Here is a 22,684-nt window from a genome sequence, read left to right on the forward strand (position 1 = left end):
TCCACCTCTTGACAGGCCGGGACCACTGGCCCTACAGTTCTTACTAGACAATATGTCTAATAAAATATGCAGTGTCAAGGATGTGCTCAATCTCCGATCAGGAGAGCAGCCTTGAGAAGCCAGAGATCAAAGGCTGTGCCTCTCCTTCTCGTTGCGACACTGGCGGGTGCGGGCACCCGCTACTCCACCCAGTGGAGAACAGACCAGGTCGGATGAGAGGAGAAAGACACCTCAAGAGGAGGAGCTGTGTCATTGTCATCTACATTCGCCACGATTCCGCAGCCTAAGCCAGACCCGCTGCTCAAAAATCTCAAAGATCTCGATCCTGACAGACCTGTCCAGAGTCTGATGCGACTGGCACGTCTCTATGGCCCCATTTTTCGCCTCCAGCTGCCAGGCAGAGAGATGCTCGTTGTCAGCTCGCAGGCCCTCGTTGACGAGCTGTGTGATGAACAGCGGTTTGATAAGAAGGTCCACGCGCCCCTGGAACATATTCGCGCCTTTGCCGGAGATGGCCTTTTCACCGCCTACACGCAAGAGCCGAACTGGGCGAAGGCCCATCGCATCCTCATGCCCGCCTTTGGGCCGGCGGCTATGCGCGAAATGTTCGAACCGATGCTGGACATCGCCGAACAGATGCTACTGCGCTGGGAGCGCTTCGGCCCCCAGGCGGTCATCGATGTACCCGATAACATGACACGCCTGACCCTGGATACCATCGCCCTCTGCGCCTTCGGGGAGCGGCTGAACAGCTTCTACCGGCAGGACATGCACCCCTTTGTGCATGCGATGGTGGAGGCACTCATCGAATCCGGTGCCCAGGCGCGGCGGCTCCCCATCCAGAACCAGCTAATGCTCCTCACCAGACGCCGCTATGAGGAAGACATCCGCTCCATGCACCAGTTCGCCGACGAGATCATCGCCCATCGCCGGCTTGATCCCGAGGCGGCCAGTCGGCATGACCTGCTCAGCCGCATGCTCCAGGGACGCGATCCGGTCACCGGCGAAGGTCTCGATGACGAAAATATCCGCTATCAACTGGTCACCTTCCTCATCGCAGGGCACGAGACCACCAGCGGCCTGCTCTCTTTCGCCCTCTATGAGTTGCTCAAGAACCCTCACGTGCTGGCCCGCGCCCGTGCCCACGTCGACGAGGTACTGGGCGACGAGGTCCCCCGCTTCGAGCACCTGGCCCAGCTCACCTATATCGATCACATCTTGAAAGAGACGCTGCGCCTCTGGCCGACGGCCCCCGCCATCGCTTTGCAGCCCTACGAGGACACCCTGCTCGCCGGCACCTATCCACTCACCAAAGGCGAGACCATCCTGGTCCTCATCCCTATGTTGCACCGCGATCCCCGGGCCTGGGGTGAAGATGTAGAGTGCTTCGATCCCGATCGCTTCGAGCCAGCGCGCTATGCACAGGTGCCTGCCAACGCCTGGAAACCCTTCGGCAATGGCCAGCGCTCCTGTATTGGCCGCCCCTTTGCCCTACAGGAGGCGACCCTGGTCCTCGCCATGATCCTGCAGCGCTTTGACCTGATCGAGCACGATCCCAGCTATCAGCTGCGCATTCGCGAGACGCTGACACTCAAGCCCGAAGGCTTTTTCATCCGCGCCAGACGCAGAGCAGGCCGACCTTGCTCGCCAGCTGTCACTAGAGAGCGGGTCAGGCCCAGCCAACTTCGACCGCAGACGCAAACCGCCACCATCCCTGTCAGGCAGCCAGCGGAGACACTGACACCCCTGCTGGTACTCTTCGGCTCCAATGGCGGTTCATCAGAAGCCTTCGCTCGACGCATCGCCACCGACGCCGGCCTCCAGGGCTACAGCGCCAGCGTCGCCCCCCTCGATGAATATGTTGGGCGGCTGCCAACCGAGGGAGCCGTTGTCATCGTCACCTCCTCCTACGAGGGTCAGCCCCCTGATCAGGCCAGACAGTTTGTGGCCTGGCTGGAAACCCTCAAAGCGGGGGACCTCCAGGGAGTGCGCTACGCCGTCTTTGGCTGCGGTAACCGCGACTGGCTGCGCACCTATCAAGCCATCCCCAAGCGCATCGATACCGCCCTCGCCGCGGCAGGAGCCACCCGACTCAAAGAGCGGGGCGAGGCGGATGCGCGCGGCGATTTCTTCGGCGACTTCGATCGCTGGTACGATACCTTCTGGTCGAGTCTGGCCCCCGTCTTTGGCAAGCACCTGCAGGCGGCAGCCAGCCGTCGTGCCTACGAGGTGGAGATTGTGCCGGCGGCGCGACCAGCGCTGCTACGCCAGGGAGACATGCAGCGCGGTACCGTCGTCGCCAATCGCGAGCTGGTCAACCTCGCCTCACCGCTCGGACGCTCGAAGCGCGAGGTGGAGATTGCCCTGCCAGAGGGGATGACCTATCGAGCTGGAGACTACCTGGCTGTCTTACCCATGAATCCCGAGATCAACGTCGAACGTGCACTGCGCCGTTTTGGCCTGGCACCCGACACTCAGATTATCCTGCACAAAGCCAGCGCCGACAGTCAGACCTCGCTGCCAACAGGCTACCCAATCGGCGTACGGGAGCTTCTAGCCAACTATGTCGAGCTAGCACAACCAGCCACGCGTAAGCAGGTCGCTGCGCTTGCGGCAGAAACAGCACAGCCCGAAGAGCGGACGCGGCTTGAGGCCCTGGCGCAGGCGGAACACTATGAGCGGGAGGTCCTTCATCGACGTCTGAGCGTACTTGACCTGCTTGAACAGGCACCCTCGTGCGCGCTCTCCTTCGGGGCCTTCCTGGAGATGCTGCCTCCCATGCACGTGCGGCTCTACTCGATCTCCTCCTCTCCGCTCTGGAGAGCAGATCACTGTACGATAACCTTCTCCGTGCTGCAGGCGCCGGCCTTCTCAGGCCAGGGCACCTATCTGGGGGTGGCCTCAACGTACCTGGCTGCTGCGCAGCCCGGCACAAGGGTCTCGGTCGCAGTCCGGCCCTCACAGGAAGCCTTCCACTTGCCCAGCACCCTCGATACTCCGCTCATCATGGTGTGCGCCGGAACGGGCATTGCCCCCTTTCGCGGCTTCCTGCAGGAACGTGCTATCCTCGCTGCTCACGGGCAGAATCTGGCTCCGGCGCTGCTCTTCTTTGGCTGCGATCATCCCGAGGTCGACTATCTCTATCGCGAGGAGCTGGAGCAGTGGGAGCAAGCTGGCATCGTGCAACTACGACCGGCCTTCTCCCGGTGCCCGAACGGCGAGATCCGCTATGTGCAAGAGCGCCTCTGGCATGAGAGAGAGGAGATCGTCGAACTGTTCAAGCGCAATGCTCGAATCTACGTCTGCGGCGACGGGCAGCATATGGCGCCGGCGGTGCGAGCAACGTTTGTGCGCATCTACCAGGATGCGGTGCATTGCTCGCCCGAAGAGGCCGAGGCCTGGGCGCGCGAAATAGAGCGCACCAGGACGCGCTACGTGGCTGATGTCTTCTCCTGAGCACAGCGGCCAGGAGCAGGGACTTGCCTGCAGCCGCAGCGGCCCGGGCTTCAGGGCTGGTTGACGGCAGCCCACTGCCTCGTAGGACAGTAGAGCACCGTGGCCAGGTTGACCTACCCCTCCCTTGCACCATGTGAGGCGAAGCCGTTGCTGACTCACAGGTCAGTGCCTTGAAGCCTCACCGAACAAGGATACCAGGAGAGAGCCAGAGAGGGCCGCCTTCCTCCCCTGGATGAATCCAGGGGAAGAAGGCGGCACACCTTTATGGAAAAAGTGCTACCTCGGAATTGTCTCATCCTCTAGCCGACATGCTTTCAGGCGCCATATGGTGCTAGCGTGACCGTGGCTCAGATGGCAGATGGGGGACTGCCGGGCTGCTGAGGATTCCCTGGCTGGGGCGGCGTCTCCGGGCCTCCGGCTCCGGGCACTCCCGGCGGTGCAGACGGCCCTGGATAAGCAGAGGGAGGCGCAGCAGGAGACTTGACCCAGGCATTAGCCTGCTTGTTGTCGACGCGCATCTGATTGCCGCAGAGAGGACAGACCAGGAACGTTCTGGTCATGATGGGAAAGAGAGGAATCCAGAAGAGCGTAAGCTTGCGCTGTAAACGGACTATTTGCTGCTGGCTCGTGCGCTGGCAGCGCTGGCACACGGCAGGCATTCGCCCCATCAGCCACTGTCTGGTGCGATAGCCATAAACGATCACATACATACCTAATACCTCCTGATAGATTACAAGCTGCCTTGCAAGGAATAGAAACGTGAACACATCTACACTGCAGATTAGCCAGAACGGCGCCAGCAGCCAGATTCATCCAAGATTGTCGGGCATCGCTCCTGTAATTAATTACTAAATCAAGCAAGCAGAAACTCACCGTTCCAGTTTCTTGCCTGCTCAGAGTACGCGCCTTCACTGCAACCCCTTCCTGCGCTGGCTGCTCCACAGATGCTTAAGCAGTCGTCTAGCATCTCAGCGTGGGCCTGTATCTTCTTGCTGGGTTCATATTGCCAGGCTGTTGAGAAATACGCTGTGATGTTTTTCACTTAACGAAGATAAAAATGTCGATAATAGTAGCCACATCTGACTACTCCTTCCTGTGAAGACTGGCTTCTGAAGCAGCAGCGAAACCCACCTGGCTTTCAGCTGCGACTATGAGGGAAGTATGCCCTGCACACGAGTATTTCTTGATCAAAGAGAGAAATCTGGAAACGATCAGCGGGCGGGATGCTGAGCAACCTGTGAGCGACTCCAGAAGAAGGGATAACTCAGGTTAAAGGGACGAAAAAGTGGCCTTCCGCGTGCAGTGAGCAATCAGATCGCGTCACGCAGAAGGCCAGTCTTCCAGCAATGTCTGGCAGAGAGACCCGGCAGATGCTGCCTGCTCAGTAGTCTTCGATGATCTCCTGGGCGGCGCGTACTCCCTCGCGGGCTGCGCCTTCCATAAAGCCCTGAAAATCGACCGAGCAATGTTCTCCAGCAAAATGGATCGGCCCCTCGCGCACTCCCTCATAGCCACTGAAGAGCGTATATTGTCCAACGCGCCAGCAAGAGTAGCTTCCGAGTAGATACGGGTCGCCTGTTGAATAGCTCAAGGCGGCTCTACCTATGTAGTGGGCGCTGATGCCGGGCAGCAGGCACTCCAATTGCTGAAGACAAGAGGCGGCGGCTTGTCTCACGGCCTCCGAGTCGAGTGAGGTCGCATAAGGGGCTGGAGAAGCCAGAGCAACCCCTCTGCTGCCACTCCTGTAGGAGAGCAACAGGCCGCCTGAGACCCCCTGGCCATAGGAGACATCCCAGAGAGTTTGAATCTCCAGGTCAGTCACGATGAAGCCATTGTGAGGATGGGGCCAGGGGCCTTCCTGGTACCAATACGGCTGGTCGAACTCTAGAAAGAGCTTAGAGACTGTGCCGTAGCCAAGCTCCGCGATAGCCTGCTGCTTTAGAGGGCTGAAAGCAGCGCGACGATAATCGACCTGCCTGAGCGTGCTGAAAGGCAGCGTTAACAGGGCATGCTCACAGCGCACCTCCACGGGCCCCGAGGGCGTGACAAAGGTCAAGGCGACCTCCCGCTCATTCCGCCGCTCGATAGCTGCCAGACGGTGCTGCAAATGGATGCTTCCCTCGGGGAGGCTACGCGCTATGGCCTGTAGCAGCTGCTCATTGCCTCCCCGAATCTTACAGCTCTCTAGCTGCGGCCCGCCAGTGGTAGAGCCACGAGCCAGGTCGCGAGGGGCAAACATATAAATCAGGTTGAGAGCGCTCTGTTCACTGGTATCCAGACCATAATAGCCGCTGCACATAATATCGAGCAGGCGGCCCACCGGAGAGCGATGGCCATCTGCCACAAAGCGCTCGATCCAGTCGTAAGCGCTCAGATGGTCAAAGCGGTAGCCCGCAGCCGTATACTGCCTGTAGGTGGTCACGGGCCCGATCTCACGCAGCTGCTCGTGCAGCAGAGCGGCAATGGCCTGCAGCGGCTCTGCCAGCTCATCTTCGCGATAGTAGCGGTTGAAGAAGTAGAGCAGCCTGGGGGCCCGGCCTCGATCGAGACTGATCGTCGAGAGGCCGAAGCGCCGGATCAGCTGGTGCATCAGCTCGTGATCGGCATCGATGAATTCGCCGCAGCCCTCGCTGACCGCCCCAGACCGCCAGGTGCGCGCGTCGGAACGGATACGGCCACCAATACGGTCGGAGGCCTCATAGAGAGCGCAGGCCAGCCCTGCTTCCTGTAGAGTGAGGGCAGCCACCAGGCCAGCAATGCCGGCCCCAACGATTGCAATACGTGGCATGATGTTGCTCCAGGAGCGATCTATGCTGATAGCAGAGATCTGCTTATCGTTTGTGGTATTACTCTATCACATGCTGCCGCCGCCTGGAGACCGGGGGGACCCTGCGTTCGTGAGCCAGAGCTGCAGGCTAGCGAGGTGACATCGAATCATCAGCATACGAAGATAGCTATATACACCAAAGGCTATAACTTTTTTGCTATGGTGCTTTATCAGAAGAAAGACCACTTCTTCGTCTTTGCTACACTGTATCATGAAGAAGACGGCCTGATAGAGACAAGAAGACTAACTTGCTCTACTGACCGAATCTTCTTCAGCGTAACCAAATCAACGCTCAAGACTGCGCATCTGCCTCCATGATGGCCCGCCTGTCTCCCGGACCCAGCATTGCCCTGATGGGCGGGCGGAAGCGGCGGCGACGAGCTGGTGCAGTGCCGGCTCGGGGTCGGGGCAATCCACAATGGCCGACGTTGTGGGGCGTCCGTCCGTCGGTCCCAGGCTGGTGGCAGGCGGCCATGCCAGAAATGGCGACCTGCGGAGAGAGCAGGTGAGCAGCCAAAAAGTGGATACAGCAGCAGGAGGCTGCTGGTTTGCTGTTTGTCAAGGAAGACGTGGAAAGGGATGGTGTAGACTATGTTGGGTGGAATGCTCAAACGTTCTGGAGCGGTTCTGCTCTCCTGCGCGCTGATGGCCCTGGTCACGCTCCTGATCTCACGAGCGAGCGAAGGCACAGCCCACCTGACGTCGACGATGGCGGCGGCCTCGAAGGCGCCCGCGCTCACCTGTAACGCCTGGCGTCGCGTCCCGGAAGCCGCCGATGGGGCTTTAGTGGGCGTCACCGCCTTTGCCCCCGACAACGCCTGGATCGTCGGCAGCCAGGGATCGGTGCCCCTCATTGAGCACTGGAATGGCAAAGCCTGGAGCATCGTTCCCAGTCCGGCCCCGAGTGAGCCAGCGTTGCTCAAGAGCATCTCAGGTAGTGCCCCCAACGATATTTGGGCGGTGGGCAGTACCACCAATACGCCGAATCATACCCTGGTCGAGCACTGGGATGGTAACAGCTGGAGCATTGTGGCCGACGCCGTCGGCAGCGGCCAGCTCAACGGCGTCGTGGCGCTGGCGAGCAACGATGTCTGGGCGGTTGGCACCTCGAATAGCCAGGCCCTGATCGAGCACTGGGATGGCAAGAGCTGGAGCGTGGCCCTGCAGGCCAATCTGGCTGGTCAGGGTGATTCCCTGCTCGCGGTGGCTGCCAGCAGCGCACATGACATCTGGGCGGTCGGAAGCAGCCTCAAGGTGAACTACAACTTCCAGGGCTATGGGGTTAATCTGAACATGAGTTCGATGGGCTCTGGCGTCATCGTCCACTGGGACGGCAACAGCTGGAAGACTGTCAGCGGCCAGGGTCCCTCGACCCAGATGGTCATGCTCAGTGGAGTGACCGCCCTGGCGCCTGATAACGTCTGGGTGGTAGGCTCGGCCTTCCAGGGGTCCCTACTGAACGGCCTGCGGGCCAAGACCCTGGTTGAGCACTGGAATGGCTCGCAGTGGAGCGTGGTGCCCAGCTCCGATGCACCCGATGCCTTTGCCAGCTATCTGACCGGCGTCGCCGCGGTCTCCTCGGGCAACGTCTGGGCGGTGGGCGGAGCCTTCAGCGGCAGCCACTTTAGCGCCCTGCTCGAAAACTGGGATGGTGCCCGTTGGAACCTGATCCAGGCTCCCAACGCTGCCGATGGCCGTCAGCATATGCTCCTTGGCGCCGCCGCTGTGCCCCATACGAAGCAGGTCTGGGTCGTTGGTCTGCACGGTACGGTGTTGACAAACTGCGGTTAGCCCCCGTCGTTGCACTCCTGGCCCAGACAGAAGCTGCTTCAGCAGCTTCTCTCCGCTACTCTCAGGGGTCAGGGGCCTGCGCCTCTGGCCCCATCTTCCTGCCATGCTTTTCTGGCTCCCTGTACCATTTTGGCTCTCATTGCTTTCCTTGGGAGTCTGCGCTAGACTATTGGCAGTTCTGCCCTTGTCAGAGCAGGACGCAGCCCGTCCTGGCAAGCTGATCATGGTGGCAACGGACGGAGTGCGACCAGCTCTGGGCTTCGTCCGTTTTGGTAGTGAAGTCAGATCGAGCCTTCCTCACCCGCTCGCAGGAGTGGGTGGCCTGGCGTTGTCGCGCGATCCGGTCGGAGCGATTCCCTATGCTGGTTAGCCGGGTGAGCACCTGGCAAGCTGGCGTTGCCTGCTGGGGCTGGTGGTGGCGGGCCGGGGGGAATCCTGACGACTCGGGTCCGAGGGGGTTTGCATGAAGAAACTATTAGAGGGCCTGGCCGTCCTCCGCGTGCTGCGCCATCCCGCTCTGCTACGCTTGTGGCTGGCCCAGGTGATCTATCTGAGTGTGCAATTTACGGCAAGTTATGCCATGATCGTCCTCATCACCAATGAAACTCATTCGGCGGTCATGGTTGGACTGGTGATCATCGCTCTCAGCCTTCCGCTGGTGCTCTTCGGCGCTCCTGCTGGCGCCCTCGTCGATCGCCTCGATCGTCGCACTGTGCTCTGGGTGAGCAATGTCGTGCGGGCCTTTGCCACGCTCCTCTTCGTGCTCGCTCTCTTGCTCAGTCCTCATCAATATATTTTTATCTATATCCTGGCTTTTTTCTTCTCCCTGGTAGGTCTCTTCTTCTCGCCTGCTGAAGGGGCAATTATCCCGAGCCTGGTAGAAGAAGAGGAGCTTCTGCCCGCGCTCTCCCTCTATAACCTGACGCTCAATACCAGCCAGGCGATCGGTCTCCTCATCCTCGGTCCTCTGATGCTCAACTTGCTGCCGCCGTTTTCGCTCTCACTCTTCGGCGCCAGGCTCGAACTGATGCCTGTTGAGACGCTCTTCCTGCTCATCTCTGCCCTCTACCTGCTGGCGACCGTACTGACGGCCACCTTGCCGCGTCAAGCTCGGCCTGGGCGCCAGAACAAAAATGCAGACCCGCCGTTGTCTCCTGCTGCGGCGGCAGGCGAAGAAGATGAGCACGCGCGCCCCTATGAGCTGCTCTCTGAGGAAGCCGGGGCCTTGCTCTCGGGCTGGCAACGACTGCGTCAGGACCTGGCAGACGGCTGGCGTCTGGTACGCAACGATGGAGTCTTGTTAGATGCCCTCTTTCAGTCCTGCTTTGGTGGGCTGGTGATGCTCACCATTGCTGAGCTGGCAACAACTTTTGTGCAGCGACTGCTGGGACTGCCGGCCAGCAACACAACGGTCATCTTTGGGCCGGCGGGGATTGGTCTGGTGGCCGGCTCCCTGCTGGTGCCAGCGGTCGTGGCCCGTCTTGGCACGCTGCGCACGATGCTGGTGGGGATGCTCGGGACCGGTCTGGGTATCGCTCTCATCCCCCCTTTGCAGTGGCTGGCGCGCCTCCTCCTCGCCCCCCACTGGGCTACCCATCCTTTCTTTCTCCTGGCCCTGGCTCTGGTGACGGCTGCCGTCGGCTTTGGCCTTGATCTGGTGGTGGTGCCGGCGCAGACACTGATGCAGCAGCGCTCGCCGGACGAGATGCGTGGGCGTGTACTGGCCCTCTTTCAGGTCCTCTTTAACGGCGGGGCTATTCCGGTCATGCTCTTTATGGGGGCCTTGACCGACTGGCTGGGCATTGTTCCGGTGACTTACCTGCTGGCTGGCTCCTGCATACTGGCGGCCCTGCTGACGGCGGCGCGCGCCTTGACCCGCAGCAACCGTGGTGATCACCCCTCTGGGGGGCGCAAGCAACAGCCCGAAGCTCAGGAGCGGCTGCCGGTACCCTGATCTCCTCGCCGGGCACCCGGAGAATGAGGATGATCTGATAGAAGCCAGCCCTGCGAGGGACCGCTGACCAGGGCGCCGCAGAGGCCGCTCGACGAATCAGAGAGCGGACTGCTCAGTTGTAGCTGGTTGGTTGCCTGTCGAAGTGGCCAGAAGCGGAAGGGCGCCCGGCTTCTGAGGTCCCTGGACTCAGGTCCTGGGGCAGATGGCGCTGAAGCCAGCTGTGCATTGCCTCCAGGAGGGCCGGGGTGGCCGGATCGTGTAGGAGCGAGTGATAGGCTCCAGTCAATGTGACTGCTTCCACGTCGCGGCTCCCAATCCGCCGCAGAAAAGCGCGTGTGCCCCGCTCGCGGGCGACGTAGTCGCAGCTGCCGCGCAGAAGCAACAGGGGCAGGCGAATGGCGGGCGCCCGGCGCCGGGCGCTGGCCAGCCAGAGACTGAGCAGGTTGAGAAAGCGCACGCTGACCAGACGCACAAAGAGCGGGTCATTGCGCAGCCGCTCGTTGAAGGAGGTATCACGACAGCCTAGCTCTTCCCGGCCTGTGATCGGCATAGCCGGCTGGGTCGGCGCCGTCAGCAGGAGCCGGAGATAGCGCAGGACCTCGCCAGGCCGCGGCGTAATAGAGGCGCTCAGCACAGGCGAGATGAGGATCAGCCCGCTGACCTCCTGGACATGGGGCAGGTGGCTGCTAAGGTAGTGGATGGCGATCGAGGCTCCCATGCTCTCGCCAAGCAAGATCAGCGGCAAGGAGGGCCAGCAACGGCGGGCCCAGGCTATGGTACTATCAACGTCCTCTAAATAGAGACGAAAACTGGCGATATCTCCCCGCCGACCCTGTGATCGGCCATGACCGCGCAGGTCTGGTGCGATAATCTGGACGGCGGCTAGCTCAGGGGCCTGGGCCAGAACATCGTAGTAGCCGCCGTGGCCACCCAGGCCCTGGATGCAGAGCAGCAGGCAGTTGGGCTGCTCCGTCTTCCAGCTGTGAACAGAGAGGGTGATTCCATCCCTCGTCGTCAGCAGGGCTTCTTGCTCTTCCTTCTTGGCCATGCTCCTTCCGGCGCAGACAAAAAATCCAGTTAGACAAATCAGAGAAATCTGTCCAAAGCCCAGGCGGCTCTGGCTCAGTAGTAACGCCACGCTGCAGGACAGCCTCTGAGCGGCGCAGCCGAGAGAGACTGGTAGTGTTGCTAGCCAGCCAGCCTGCACTGTGCCCGTTGTGTCCAGGCTGCTCTTTGGTGGCTCTGGACAGGAACCAGGGAGAGCTGGCGGGGCAGGCACCACTCTGTGTATTATAGCCGACGTCCATAGCGACTGACCAGCGTTGTCAGCTGAATCAGATGCCCGTGGACGCGCTCGCCCGCTGGTGCCAGCGGCTGTCTGACCTCCTTGCCAGCGCCGCGGCTCCTGGGCCTGAACTTCAAGATATTCTGGCGTGAGAAGAAGCGCATCAGCGGCATTGGAAGCTGCAGATGCGGAGGTGGCAGGGGACGAAAATCCTCATAGATTTCATGAAGCGTGGCAATAAACAGTGGACGCATGAACATGACGAGCATCCAGGTAAAGCCGGTAGCCACGACTGGATTGGTTACATGCATAATGAGCAGGTAAAGCGGCCCCACGACTGGCGCCTCGACCAACACTGAGCCGACGAAAGCGGTGGCCACCATCAACCAGCGCCGCCGCGTCATCGAAATGCTGATGATCACCGAGCGCAGCCCGGGATGATTATCGACAATGGCGGCGTAGGTAGCAAAAACGAGGTGGACATGCCAGATGAGCATTGGAATAATTAATAGTAGGATAGGTGCATAGGGGGGCCAGTTCAGGCGAATTGTCTCCTGCCCGAGCAGCCACTGCAGCGGGGTAAAGATACCCCAGAACAGGAAGGTCGTGATGCCATTCGTCACGATGTAGCGCGGAAACCAGCGGATGGCAGCGGGGAGAATCTGGGCGGGAACAATCGGCTGACCGGCGTCCAGGGCCTCGATTGCCAGCACCATTGAGATATTACCCAGAGTAATTGTGATCCAGGGCAGGGCGGTGCCGATCCAGTAAGCCAGGGTGCCTGGATAGCTGCCGACCACTACCGCCGCCAGCGACGGCAGCGAGAAGAGTCCCACCAGGGTAATGATCCCGGCGATGTCGCGCCGGCAGATGCGCAACCCGGCCAGAACATAGAGCATAGCCTGTTTCCACCAGGGTGCCGCAGGCCGGCGGGCTGGAGTGGCCTCAGCTTCGTCTAATTCTGCTACGGATAGTGGCGGTTTCACCATAAGGGTTGATTTCCTCCCGATTCTCTTCAGGCTTGCGAGTGCTGCTTTTCAGATCAACAGTCTATTCCTCCGTCCCGAATCTACTTCCTCTGATGGTACATTGCTATCTTCAAACTCGCTGCCGACGCTGTTACATGTTTACCTGCCAGGTCAGGCCAGAAAGCAAAGGACTGTCTGCATCTGTCATCTGTGTTCATAACAGCCAGTCAGAAGAGAAGAAGGAAGGAGGCGCTGGTGCCATCCCTTCCTTCTTCTCCTCTGGCTACCTTCCACTACCTGCGTCCTGAACACGTCAGATCACGCCTGGGCGTTCCGCCGGCTTAGCGACGAGGTGGAAGTAGAACGCCACGGTTCAAGATCGCCTGTGGGTCCCAGCGCTGCTTGAGGCCAAGCATCAATTCCAGAGATGGCGACGGAGAGCCGAAGACCTCGAAGGCGGCGAAGGGACGGGGCTGATCCATGACCACCACATAGCCCTCGTCCGCCGGCACTGCTGCGCGCAGGTTCTCCAGCAAGGCTGCAGTCTGAGCCGTCGCCGACGGAATCACGACATAGAGCAGGCCGGCCCCCACATCGACCACGAGATCGCAGCCTGCCAGAAGCTGCTGCTGATCGATGAGCCAGCGTGGCAAGTCACGGGCGGCCAGACCGAGACGCACCACCACCGGTGTGGCTTCGCGAGCAGTGTAGGCCTCTCGTGCTCTAAGACCGTTCTCACCCTCGCCGCGTAACAGTTCGCACCAGAGGTCATCGCCGCTCAGCTCCTCGCAGACCACTGGCTCCGGGGCCTGGACGCGCTGCAGCGTGGAGGTAGCGGCTGCCAGTTCGCTCTCCACATCGGCGGCCAGGCCTTCAGCGGTATAGACAAGCACATAGGGAGCGGCGCGCAACTGCTGGCTGTAGCGGCCAGCGAGCTGACTACCACGGCAGAGCAGGAGGGCCGAGGCCACCAGGGTCAGCGGGAACAGCTGCCGGGCCCAGAGCAGGCCGTGGCGCAAGTCCTCGACCGGCACCAGCAAGCTACGGCGCAGGCGAGGCTGGGGCCAGCACTTTAAGGTGACCGTTGTCAGCAGGCCCAGCGTCCCGTAGGAGCCGATGAACGCCTTAGTCAGGTCGTAGCCGGCCACATTCTTAGTCAGCGGGCGCCCGGTGCGGATCAGGCGCCCATCGGCCAGGGCCACGGTCAGACAGAGTACCTGCTCGCGCAAGGCGCCATAGCGCAGCCGTCGCGGCCCATTGACGTTGGCTGCCACCAGCCCTCCCAGGGTGGCCTCTGGCCAGGGCGAGATCAAGGCCAGCTGCTGTCGACGCCGTCCTAGCCAGTCCTGAACCTCCGCCAGCGGCGTCCCGGCGCCGACCGTAATGAACAGGTCGTCTGGAGCGTCTTCGCGAATGCCACGCAGGCGCGCTGTACTGAGCAAGAGGCCGTCGCCAGCGGGCAAAGGAAACGGCGCCTGAGCCTGCTCGTCTCCTCCCATGAGCAGGACGGGCCGGTTCCGGGCCGTGCACTGGGCCAGCAGCTGCGCCGCCTCTTCCTCGCTCTCGGGGGCCAGTAGCTCACCTGGTCGGAGCGGCAAGGGGTCCTCTGCCGCTGGCATCCTTGCCCGGGGAGGCTGCTCTATCCAGCTATTGGCCTCGTGCTGCGGGAAGATCTTGCCAGGATTCAGCAGATTTTGGGGATCGAAGACCTGCTTCACATCCCACATCGCGCTCAGCTCGGCGGGTGAGTGCATCAGGGTCATAAACTCGCGTTTCTCGATACCAACGCCGTGCTCGCCGGTCAGGCTACCGTTGAAGGCCACACAGGCGCGTACAATCTCGCGTCCCGCCTCGCGCACGCGCTCCAGCAGCGAGGCATCGTCGGGATCAGGGATCAAGAGCATGGGGTGCAGGTTGCCGTCTCCGGCATGGAAGACGTGGCCGGTACGCAGGTCATAGCGCTGACAGATCGCATTCACGCGCTGCAGCATCTCCGCCAGGCGACTGCGTGGCACCGTGATGTCGACGGTATAGTAGGCCGGAGCCAGGCGAGTCGCCGCGCCGGCGGCGCTCTTGCGCGCCAGCCAGATGCGCGCCCGCTCCTCCTCATCGCGCGCCAGGCGCAGATCACGCCCACCGTAGGCCAGAAGAAGGCGGCTGATCTCCTCCATCTGCCCGGCCAGGCTGGCCGGATAGCCATCAACCTCGATGATCAGAGCGGCGCCCGCTTCCAGTGGCAGCCCGGCGTGAGCAAATGGCTCAATCATCTGGATGATCTGCTGATCCATCATCTCCATCGTCGCTGGGATCAGGCCGGCGGCGATGATGGCCGAAACCGCCTGGCCGGCCTGCTCCACCGAATCGAAGGTGACCAGCAAGGTCTGAACGCTGGGCGGGCGGCGCACCAGGCGCACCCCAATAGTAGTGATCAGGGCCAGTGTGCCTTCGCTGCCACAGAGCAGGCCACAGAGATCGCTGAGGGGATAGTCATACGCCGGGCCACCGAGGAGCTGCCGGCGTCCGTCGGCGAGCACGACCTCCAGACTTGTCAGATAGTTGGTCATGACGCCGTACTTAAAGCAGTGCGGCCCACCAGAGTTTTCCGCCACGTTGCCGCCCAGGGTTGAGACACGCTGACTGGAGGGATCGGGTGGAAAATAGAGATCGCAGGCTTTGACCTGCTCGTCGAGGGCCAGATTAATCACCGCTGGCTGCGCCAGGGCACGGCGCCCGAGCGGGTCGATTTCAAGAATGGCTTGCATCTGCGAGAAGGCTACCAGCACTCCCCCGCGATCGGCGACAGCTCCTCCCGAGAGGCCCGTGCCTGCTCCACGCGCTACCAGCGGCACGCCGTACTCGTTGGCCCAGCGTACCAGGCGCTCGACCTCCTCAGTGTTGCGGGGGAAGACAACGGCCTCGGGTCGCCCGCGATCAAGGCCGCCATCTCCTTCATAGGCAATCAGGGCGGTGGCGTCGGTGAAGACTTGATCCGGCGAGAGAAGGGTGGTGAGGGCAGCAAGCGCCCGCTCCTCTAGCATAGATCTGGCATCCCCTTCCTGTTTCCTCTGCCTGATTGGTCAGTCCTGTATCCGTGCCGTCTCCTTCGGCTTGCCCATGCCAGGCTGTTGGAAAGCCTGGTGAATAGGCATCTGCTGCAATAGTTCACATTGTAGCAGCTTGCAAGGCCCTTCGCAAGCACGCCCGGAATTATCGTACGCTTGCTGACACGATCCACAGCGCGGCGTCGTGGAAGATCCGTTTTTCCTCTCTCCCGAGAGGAAGGGTATCCTTCTCACGAGCCTTATTACAGCCTGACAGCTAAGCGTCTGGAGACTGGATAAAAGCCGACGGAAGTGGTACACTACATGCTAGTAGACGCTGAGGAGGAAGCTTTTTGTTAGCAGAGAAGATCCGCGCTGCATTTAACGAGGCACGTCAACGGCGGACGGCGCCTCTTCGTCTCGTAGAAGAGCGCTTGATCGAGCTTGCAACCGCGGGCGCCGACTTCACAGTCGACGATCTCTGGCAGTCGCTTCGCCAGAAAGATCCGCGTCTGGGGAGGGCCACGGTCTATCGTTCGGTGGAGATTCTGGTCAATGCTGGCCTGCTTGATCGCATTGAATTTGCCGATGGCAGGCACCATTACCGGATCTGTGGCGAGCGTCACCACCATCATTTGACCTGTACGCAGTGCCATCGCGTGGTCGAGGTTGATATCTGTCTGCCCGCCGAACAATTCAAGGCCATTGGGCAGCAGACCGGTTTTGCCATCGAAGGCCACTCCATTACCCTCTTTGGGCGCTGCGCTCGCTGCACAGCGCACCGCTAATCTTCTCTCTTCTCCCTTTCCAGGCTAAGAAAGAGCGCCTACGTGTCTCCCCTGGCCCTGGTTATTGGTGCAGGGCCTCGTGTTCTCTCTGCTGGCCGAGGAGGTGCTTGTCTACCTCATCCTCCGTCTCGGCCCCACACCCCCCTCTTGGCTAAGGCAAAAGGGCTATTTATCGGGAAAGCAGCGCTTTTGTCATGCTACAATCAAGCAGAATATATAGAGCAGCCAGATAGAGTGCATGCGATCTTTCCGCTATTTGAAACTGGTGGTGAGCTATGAGTCCTCCAGGGCGCATTGGCACTGTAGCGCTAGTCGGCTTGAGCCTGATCGTGATGGGGATGCTGTGGCTGCCGCCGCCTCTCTTGCCCTTTGCTGGATCGACCTCCGCCGTAGCGCTGTCAGTGGCCCTGCTGGCGGGTCTGCTCAGCCTGGGTGCGGCTCTTTTCCCTGAGCGGTCCGCGCCGAGGAGGAGTTACCAGCCCTGGAGCGGGCACGAACGAGCAGCCTGGTTGTGCGTTGCGGGCGGGCTACTCCTCCGGGCTGGGGGTATCGGCTGGCAGCTAATGAGTACGATCCCCTCTTCCGGCCTGAGCACCCTGGCCAGTGCGCTACCAATGTCAGTGCAGCAGCTCATGCCGCAGGTGAGTCTGCTGCTCTTTGCCCTGCTGCTCTTCTTTTCTCTCTTCCTCTGGCCCGCCGCCAGTGCCGGACGGGGGCGCCTGCTCCTTGCTCTCGACGTCCTGCTCGCCCTGCTGGCCATTGTGGGCCTGGCCCAAAATCTGGGAGTCCTGGCGGCGCTCAGCTGGCCCCTCGCCTTCGAACCTCCTCCCTGGGAGACGCTGATCATCCCTCTGGCCGATCTCCTCCTGATCGCTGCCGCTGTCTGGCTTGTGCTGCGTCTGGCTACAGCCAGCGACTCGACCTATCGCCGTTCTCCGCGCCGTGTCAGTCTGCTCTGCCTGGCCACCGGCCTCCTGCTCTATGCTCTGGCCGATCTCCTGCTCCATCGCGCCTCGACCTGGCCCTGGCTCGGACCAGCGGCGGAGCCACAAAAAGCGCTGGCGACGATATTGGACGTGGGCCTGCTGCTCTGTGGGCTGGCGGCCTATCTCAGACGGGTTGTTCTGTTTAGCCCTACCGGCGTAACCGAGGAAGAGCGTCTTCCCGCTGAAGAGCCTCTTCTGAGTCAGCTCAGCTCGCGCCCGCTTGGCAGTTCCAAGCGCCTCCTGCTCTGGTTTTTCCCTCTCTGTCTGCCCTCGCTGCTGCTCATTGCCTGCTGTGCTGTGCTGACCTGGAGAGCCTGGCAAAACGGGCCGCAGCCGTTCGTCGCGGAGCTGCTTATCCTCGCTCTGGCCCTCCTGGTGGTCTGTCTGCGTCTCCTGCTGACTGTGGGCGAGAATCGCTGGCTGCGTCGCCTCCTCTTTAGGGGCTATCAGGAGGAGCTAGAGCATCTGGAGGTTCAGCTGTACAGTGCTAGCCGGCGCTGCAATGCCCTCGAAGCGCGGCTGACCCGTCTCAAGGAGGTGCTGGCGCGTCTGGCTGCCGGCGATCTGGCCGCGCGTCTTGACCCGACAGACGCGGAGCTTCGGCCCCTGGCGCTCAGCCTGAACCAGCTGGCCGACCGCGAGATGCGCCTGGAGCTGTGGAATGGGCACAACCAGCTCTTACGAAGAGCGCTGGAAGATCTCTGCGCCGCCCTGGAGCGCTGCCCTGCCGGCGAACCGCTCATCATCCCTGCCTCTTGTGAAGGGGTGCCGCAGATTGAGCGTCTGCTGACCATAACAGGTCTACGCCAGTTCGCCGAGCCGCCACGCCAGTTATCGGGGTCCGCGGGCAACGCGACCGCTCTTCCGCCGCTCGCTCCCCCAGGCTTGACAACGGTAGGCGAGCCGAAGACGGGAGTCTCCACAGAAAAGCTGCCAGCCGAGAGGCTCTCTGTGCCCATTGAGCCACCCCTGCCAGAGCAAGGCGAACCCTGGCTGTAGCGGCGAATCATACAATATATATGGGATCGTGCGCCATGTTACTGCCAAGGGAGGACCTGGGAACGATGGGAGATCACCAGGCCAGGCTCAAGCGGGAAAAAGAGCTACTGGCGGCTACACCCTGGCCGACTGCTGAGCGCCACCAGTGGAACGAGGAGCTGAGGGATGAGGAACGGGAGACGGGGCTGTCCGCTCTTCTCGCAGTCTTGAGCGCTCGCCTGGAGCAAGGCTTGCAGAGAACCGGAGCCCAGGGGCCGCTGCTTTTTGGTCTGCGTCACCTTTTCCACCAGCTTGCCACCCTTTATCAGCGACGCTTGCCAGCCCTCGGAGCAGCCACACGCCCACTCATGGATGGATTGGTTCCCCCGGACTATCTGCCAACGCGTCACGCTATCTGGCTGGCCCTGCGCGAGCTCAGCGGCGATCTGCTGCAGTGCGATCTCTTCTGTAAGCTGCTCACAAGCGCCAGCGGCACACTGCTGGACCTGCTCGATCGCCGTTCCGCCTCCGATCCCGCCACGATGGCTTTTGCTGCGCCCCCTTTGCCCACCGTTGCCTCAACCCCTCCTTCGGGCTGCTGTCCGCTATGGCTCAGGCAACAGCTCACAAGCTGGCAAGAGGACTATCAGCATCTCCCGCCTTTTGCTCTCCAATTTGGTCGTCCTGGCTCACTGCCTGCTGAGGTCACACTGGAGAGTTCGGCCCGACTTGATCGGGCCTTCGCCTTACTGCTCGAAGAGGCAGGGGCCATTTTTGGCGAGCTGCTGCCAGGTCTGACGCAGCAGAAGGAGAGCGAGAGCACAGCGCGAGAGCTGGCCCTTTTTCTGATAGACGTGACCCAGCATGGAGAGCAGATACAGCTGATACTCGATGGTCTCTGGGAGCCACTCAGCGCGATTAGCGAGGCCTTTGGCGTTGAAGCGCTGCTCTACGCCCTGCAGGCGAGGGAAAACAAGGGGGGAAATACTGCTTGAAGCAGCGCAATCATTTCCCGTGAAGTGTCATTACTCTTTCATGGGAAGTATCTGTCCGAGCAGAGCGCTTGCCCGCATCCTGCGGTCAGGCCAGAAGGCAAGGACGATCGATCTATCCCCAGGCAGCACTGAGTGAGTGATAGCGTCAAAGAGCATCAGAAGGGTGGCGACCTGGCGTGGTACTCGTTCCGGGAGAGGAGACGCTCAAGATAGGAGGTTTCCCCAATCGGCAGGAACGCTATCGAGCCGAGTATCGTCTGCGCAAACCAGGCTGGCAAGATAGTCTCAGCCTCTATGTTGAGCTGGTTGAGCGCGTTGTGGGGCCTGAAACCTGGGTCCTCGATATTGGCTGTGGTCACAGCGATGTCCTGCGCGCCGTCTATGAGCGCACGCCGCACACCTACGGCCTTGATCCCGATGCTCCAGCCCTGGCCTTGAACACGGTCATTCGCCACAAAGTGGTAGGCCGCGCAGAATCTCTACCGTTTGCCAACGACACCTTCGATCTGGTGACGTGCGCCTGGGTGCTGGAGCACCTGGAGCAGCCCGAGTCGGCCTTTCGCGAGATCGCTCGTGTCCTCAAGCCCGGGGGCCGCTTCCTTTTCCTGACGCCTAACGTCTGGAACTACAACGCCTGGATTATTCGGAGCGTTCCCCATCGCTTCCATGCCCCACTCACGCAGAAGCTCTATGGGCGACAGCCCCAGGATACCTATCGCGTCTACTATCGGAGCAACTCGCCGCGCCGGATCGAGCGCCTGGCGCGGGCTGTTGGCCTGGAGCGAGAGCAACTGCTCCTGAACGGGGACCCAAGCTATATTAGCTTTAACCGCCCGCTCTTTGCCTTTGCCTGTCTGCTTGAGAATGTGCTCGACTGGGGGCCGCTGCGTGGGGCACGCGTTCACCTCATTGGCAGCTATCGCAAGAGCCAGGCGGAGAGCGAGCAGGAAAGTTCTCCCCGGGACCGGCAAGGCTGAGGTGGGGCGGGAGTAGATGAAGGGCAGTCCTGCTGACCAGCGTCAGCAAGGGAGCAGAATACTGATCTTAACCACGGGGGCGCAGTCTTAACGAGAACGCAACCGGATCGATGTCTCGTTTCTGCTGAATACAGAGTACAGTAATAGCCAGAGCATCCATAGCGCTCGATTGAGGGAGAGGGGCGCAGGCGAGGGCCGGTCTGAGTTCCATTCAGGCTGGCTGCTCTTGCTTACGACCCAAAAGCGGTATGGCAGTAACAGCCAGGAGGGGCCTGCTTTGCCAGCTGCCGGCGGCCTGGCAGGCAGAGGAGCAGAGAGAGATGAGCACCCGCGTGGTTTTACCGGTCTGGCAGGGAGCGGCGAGCAGCGGAGCAACCTATGTGCAGGTCGATAGCCTGCGCATCCTCGCTGCTGAGCTGAAACAGCTGTTGAACGCCAGGGGGGAGCGACTGGGGGTGGTGGTAATCACCCTGACCTTTGCGGGCCAGCGCTCGCCCGCCCTGGTAGAGAGGCGCGCTCAAGCCACCTGTCGTCTGCTAGCGGCCCTACGCTCGTTGGTGCGTAGAACGGACCGCGTTTTTGTCCTTGGCAACCGAGGCTATGTTGTCTTGCCTGACTGCGATGAACCTGGCCGAATGGCGGTCGAGGAGCGCCTCTGGTGGGCGCTCTGCTCACGGGTCCGCTCGCTACAGACTCGTGAACTGGCGGACCTCACGGCCCTGGCTGTGGGAGGGCGCATGCTTGAGCGTGCCGACAGCCAGAACCTGCTGAGCGTGCTTCGTGAGGCGGCTCGTCCACGACGGGTGCTGAACGCTCCTCTAGGCCTCGCTGAGCCTGTCGCTGACAGTGAGGCCGATAGCGAAGGGAAGCCAGGTCAGGAGCGCGGTCCAGGGCCGACCCAGGAGTTGGCTCAGGCTCTACCTCCAAAGCAAGATCAGCGCCTGGTCCCAGGTGTTCAGTTATCGCTCTCTTCGGCACCTGGGGAGGAGCTATTAGCTGAGGCGCGTCGGCTGGGGATTCCCTATCTCGCACCTTTGCCCAGGCGCGTTTCGGCCAGCGTCCGACAGGCAATCAGCCCTCATCTGGCGCACGAACTCCACTGTTGCCCTATCGGGCGCGCCCGTAAGACGCTGACCGTGGCCCTGGCCGATAGTCGCAATCATCGAGCCATCCTGGAGCGCCTGGAGCGTGAAACGGGCCTGCAGATCTTCCCGGTTCTGACTCCTGCCCACGAACTCCAACAGGCCCTGGAACGCCTGAGCACAACCTCCTCCTCGCATAAAAGACGCTAGCAGCTGGTTGGCAACGCTGCTATCCCCTCTGGTCTGGATGGGTTACCTGGCAGCGCAGGCAGGGGGGGTTACCTCTGCGGCGTTTGACGCCCCGTCTCGCGCTTGCTAAGATAGAGAAAACTGCCGTCACCGCAGCGCGTGACCTGGCGGCTGGCTGGATGCTGGCCACCGCAGCGGCTTGCGTTGTTTGTCAAGCCTTGCCTGGGGTCCTCTCAGTCCTCCTGATGGCCGGCGGGCCAGGAGGTGAGGCAGTTGTATCAGTCGAGCTTTACAGCTGCATGTGTGATCACAGAAGGAGGAAAGGCGCTGGCCTGGTCCTGGTCCTCAGTCTTACCTACGTAGCTGACCAGGACAGGGAAGAGCGCGGCGCCTGTATCTAGCTCAGCATGAAGATTCTTGTCACTGGAGGCGCAGGCTTCATCGGCTCCCATCTGGTCGATACCTATCTGGCGGCTGGTCATGAGGTTTTCATCGTCGACAATCTCTGGAGCGAAGGGGGCGGCAATCCGGCCAATATCTCCCCCCAAGCCCGCTTCTTCCGCGCTGATATTACCGATGCCGAAGCCATGCGCGATCTCTTCGCCCAGGTGCGGCCCGAGGTCGTCAGCCATCACGCCGCCCAGCATAGCGTCGCCGTCTCGGCTCGTGATCCTCTTCTCGATGCCCGCGTTAACGTCCTCGGCCTGCTCACCATCCTGCAGAACTGCACGCAGGTCGGCGTGCGCAAAATCATCTTCGCTTCTTCGGCTGCGACCTATGGCACACCGCCGCAGCTGCCCGTCACCGAAGAGACACCGCAGCGGCCCGAGTCGCCCTACGGCATTACCAAGATGGCTGGTGAGCATTACCTGCGCTACTGGCATGAGGCCCACGGCCTGACCTATACCATCCTACGCTATGGCAACGTCTACGGACCACGCCAGGACCCTAATGGCGAGGCGGGCGTCATTGCCATTTTTGCCCGCCGTTTTCTCAATGGGGAAGGGGTGCGCATCGACTGGGATGGAGAGCAGGCCAAAGATTATGTCTTTGTCAGCGATGTCGCTCGCGCCAACTTGCTGGCGCTGGAGCGGGGTGACAACGACGTCTTCTGCATTGCCACTGGGCGGCCTACCTCGGTCAACGAGATCTACCACCAGCTTGTCAAACTGACCGGCTTTGAGGCTCCCATCCAGCGCGCTCCCAAACGACCGGGCGACATCCGGCTTGCCTACTTCGACTATAGCAAAGCAACGCGGCTACTCGGCTGGCAGCCGCAAGTCTCGCTGGAAGAAGGTATCCGCCAAACGGTTGAATTCTTCCGCCAGAGCCAGGCCCATGCCTAGGGCCAGACTCCGGCGGAAGGG

At 61.4% G+C, this 22,684-nt stretch carries 14 protein-coding genes; 9 read left to right on the top strand and 5 right to left on the bottom strand.

The genetic code is table 11. From position 1 onward, the window contains the following. The first annotated feature begins 252 nt into the window (after positions 1-252). On the top strand, positions 253-3,456 hold the full coding sequence (locus tag IRZ31_RS10380) for a cytochrome P450 (protein ID WP_297153118.1): 3,204 nt from the start codon (positions 253-255) through the stop codon (positions 3,454-3,456). Positions 3,457-3,803: 347 nt separating this feature from the next. On the opposite strand, the gene IRZ31_RS10385 is transcribed toward IRZ31_RS10380, so the two are convergent. Further along, positions 3,804-4,166 (bottom strand): zinc-ribbon domain-containing protein, encoded by a 363-nt coding sequence (locus tag IRZ31_RS10385; protein ID WP_297153121.1) that lies wholly within the window; start codon positions 4,164-4,166, stop codon positions 3,804-3,806. A 671-nt stretch (positions 4,167-4,837) separates the two neighbouring features. Further along, positions 4,838-6,244 carry an NAD(P)/FAD-dependent oxidoreductase gene (locus IRZ31_RS10390; protein WP_297153123.1) on the bottom strand — a complete coding sequence of 469 codons (1,407 nt, stop codon included), beginning with the start codon at positions 6,242-6,244 and terminating at the stop codon, positions 4,838-4,840. A 630-nt stretch (positions 6,245-6,874) separates the two neighbouring features. Here IRZ31_RS10390 and IRZ31_RS10395 point away from each other — a divergent pair. Both IRZ31_RS10395 and IRZ31_RS10400 read left to right on the top strand, forming a co-directional pair. Continuing rightward, positions 6,875-8,074, top strand: coding sequence for a hypothetical protein (locus tag IRZ31_RS10395; RefSeq protein WP_297153125.1), 1,200 nt, complete (start codon positions 6,875-6,877; stop codon positions 8,072-8,074). Positions 8,075-8,537: 463 nt separating this feature from the next. Next, the gene (locus tag IRZ31_RS10400; RefSeq protein WP_297153127.1) at positions 8,538-10,028 is read left to right on the top strand and encodes an MFS transporter; all 1,491 of its coding nucleotides are present in this window, start codon (positions 8,538-8,540) and stop codon (positions 10,026-10,028) included. A 112-nt stretch (positions 10,029-10,140) separates the two neighbouring features. On the opposite strand, the gene IRZ31_RS10405 is transcribed toward IRZ31_RS10400, so the two are convergent. The 3 genes from IRZ31_RS10405 to IRZ31_RS10415 all read right to left on the bottom strand — a co-directional run bounded on the left by IRZ31_RS10405 (position 10,141) and on the right by IRZ31_RS10415 (position 15,319). After that, positions 10,141-11,076: an alpha/beta fold hydrolase gene (locus tag IRZ31_RS10405; RefSeq protein WP_297153129.1), complete on the bottom strand. Its 936-nt coding sequence runs from the start codon at positions 11,074-11,076 to the stop codon at positions 10,141-10,143. A 242-nt stretch (positions 11,077-11,318) separates the two neighbouring features. Continuing rightward, positions 11,319-12,302, bottom strand: coding sequence for a hypothetical protein (locus IRZ31_RS10410; RefSeq protein ID WP_297153131.1), 984 nt, complete (start codon positions 12,300-12,302; stop codon positions 11,319-11,321). 320 nt (positions 12,303-12,622) lie between these two features. Then, positions 12,623-15,319: an FAD-binding oxidoreductase gene (locus IRZ31_RS10415; protein WP_297153132.1), complete on the bottom strand. Its 2,697-nt coding sequence runs from the start codon at positions 15,317-15,319 to the stop codon at positions 12,623-12,625. A 356-nt stretch (positions 15,320-15,675) separates the two neighbouring features. Here IRZ31_RS10415 and IRZ31_RS10420 point away from each other — a divergent pair, with 356 nt between their 5' ends. The 6 genes from IRZ31_RS10420 (at position 15,676) to IRZ31_RS10445 (ending at position 22,663) form a co-directional block, all read left to right on the top strand. Then, a complete protein-coding gene (locus tag IRZ31_RS10420; RefSeq protein ID WP_297153134.1) occupies positions 15,676-16,110 on the top strand; it encodes a transcriptional repressor in 435 nt (144 codons plus the stop codon). A gap of 275 nt (positions 16,111-16,385) precedes the next feature. Next, positions 16,386-18,095 (top strand): hypothetical protein, encoded by a 1,710-nt coding sequence (locus IRZ31_RS10425; RefSeq protein ID WP_297153136.1) that lies wholly within the window; start codon positions 16,386-16,388, stop codon positions 18,093-18,095. A 65-nt stretch (positions 18,096-18,160) separates the two neighbouring features. After that, positions 18,161-19,069 (top strand): hypothetical protein, encoded by a 909-nt coding sequence (locus IRZ31_RS10430; protein ID WP_297153137.1) that lies wholly within the window; start codon positions 18,161-18,163, stop codon positions 19,067-19,069. Between the two features lie 176 nt (positions 19,070-19,245). Next, the gene (locus IRZ31_RS10435) at positions 19,246-20,046 is read left to right on the top strand and encodes a class I SAM-dependent methyltransferase (RefSeq protein ID WP_297153139.1); all 801 of its coding nucleotides are present in this window, start codon (positions 19,246-19,248) and stop codon (positions 20,044-20,046) included. Positions 20,047-20,366: 320 nt separating this feature from the next. Then, positions 20,367-21,338, top strand: a complete 972-nt coding sequence (locus IRZ31_RS10440; protein ID WP_189362105.1) for a hypothetical protein — start codon at positions 20,367-20,369, stop codon at positions 21,336-21,338. 386 nt (positions 21,339-21,724) lie between these two features. Next, on the top strand, positions 21,725-22,663 hold the full coding sequence (locus tag IRZ31_RS10445; RefSeq protein WP_297153142.1) for an SDR family NAD(P)-dependent oxidoreductase: 939 nt from the start codon (positions 21,725-21,727) through the stop codon (positions 22,661-22,663). The last annotated feature ends 21 nt before the right edge of the window (positions 22,664-22,684 follow it).

The sequence above is a fragment of the Thermogemmatispora sp. genome (assembly GCF_019683635.1).
GTDB lineage: Bacteria > Chloroflexota > Ktedonobacteria > Ktedonobacterales > Ktedonobacteraceae > Thermogemmatispora.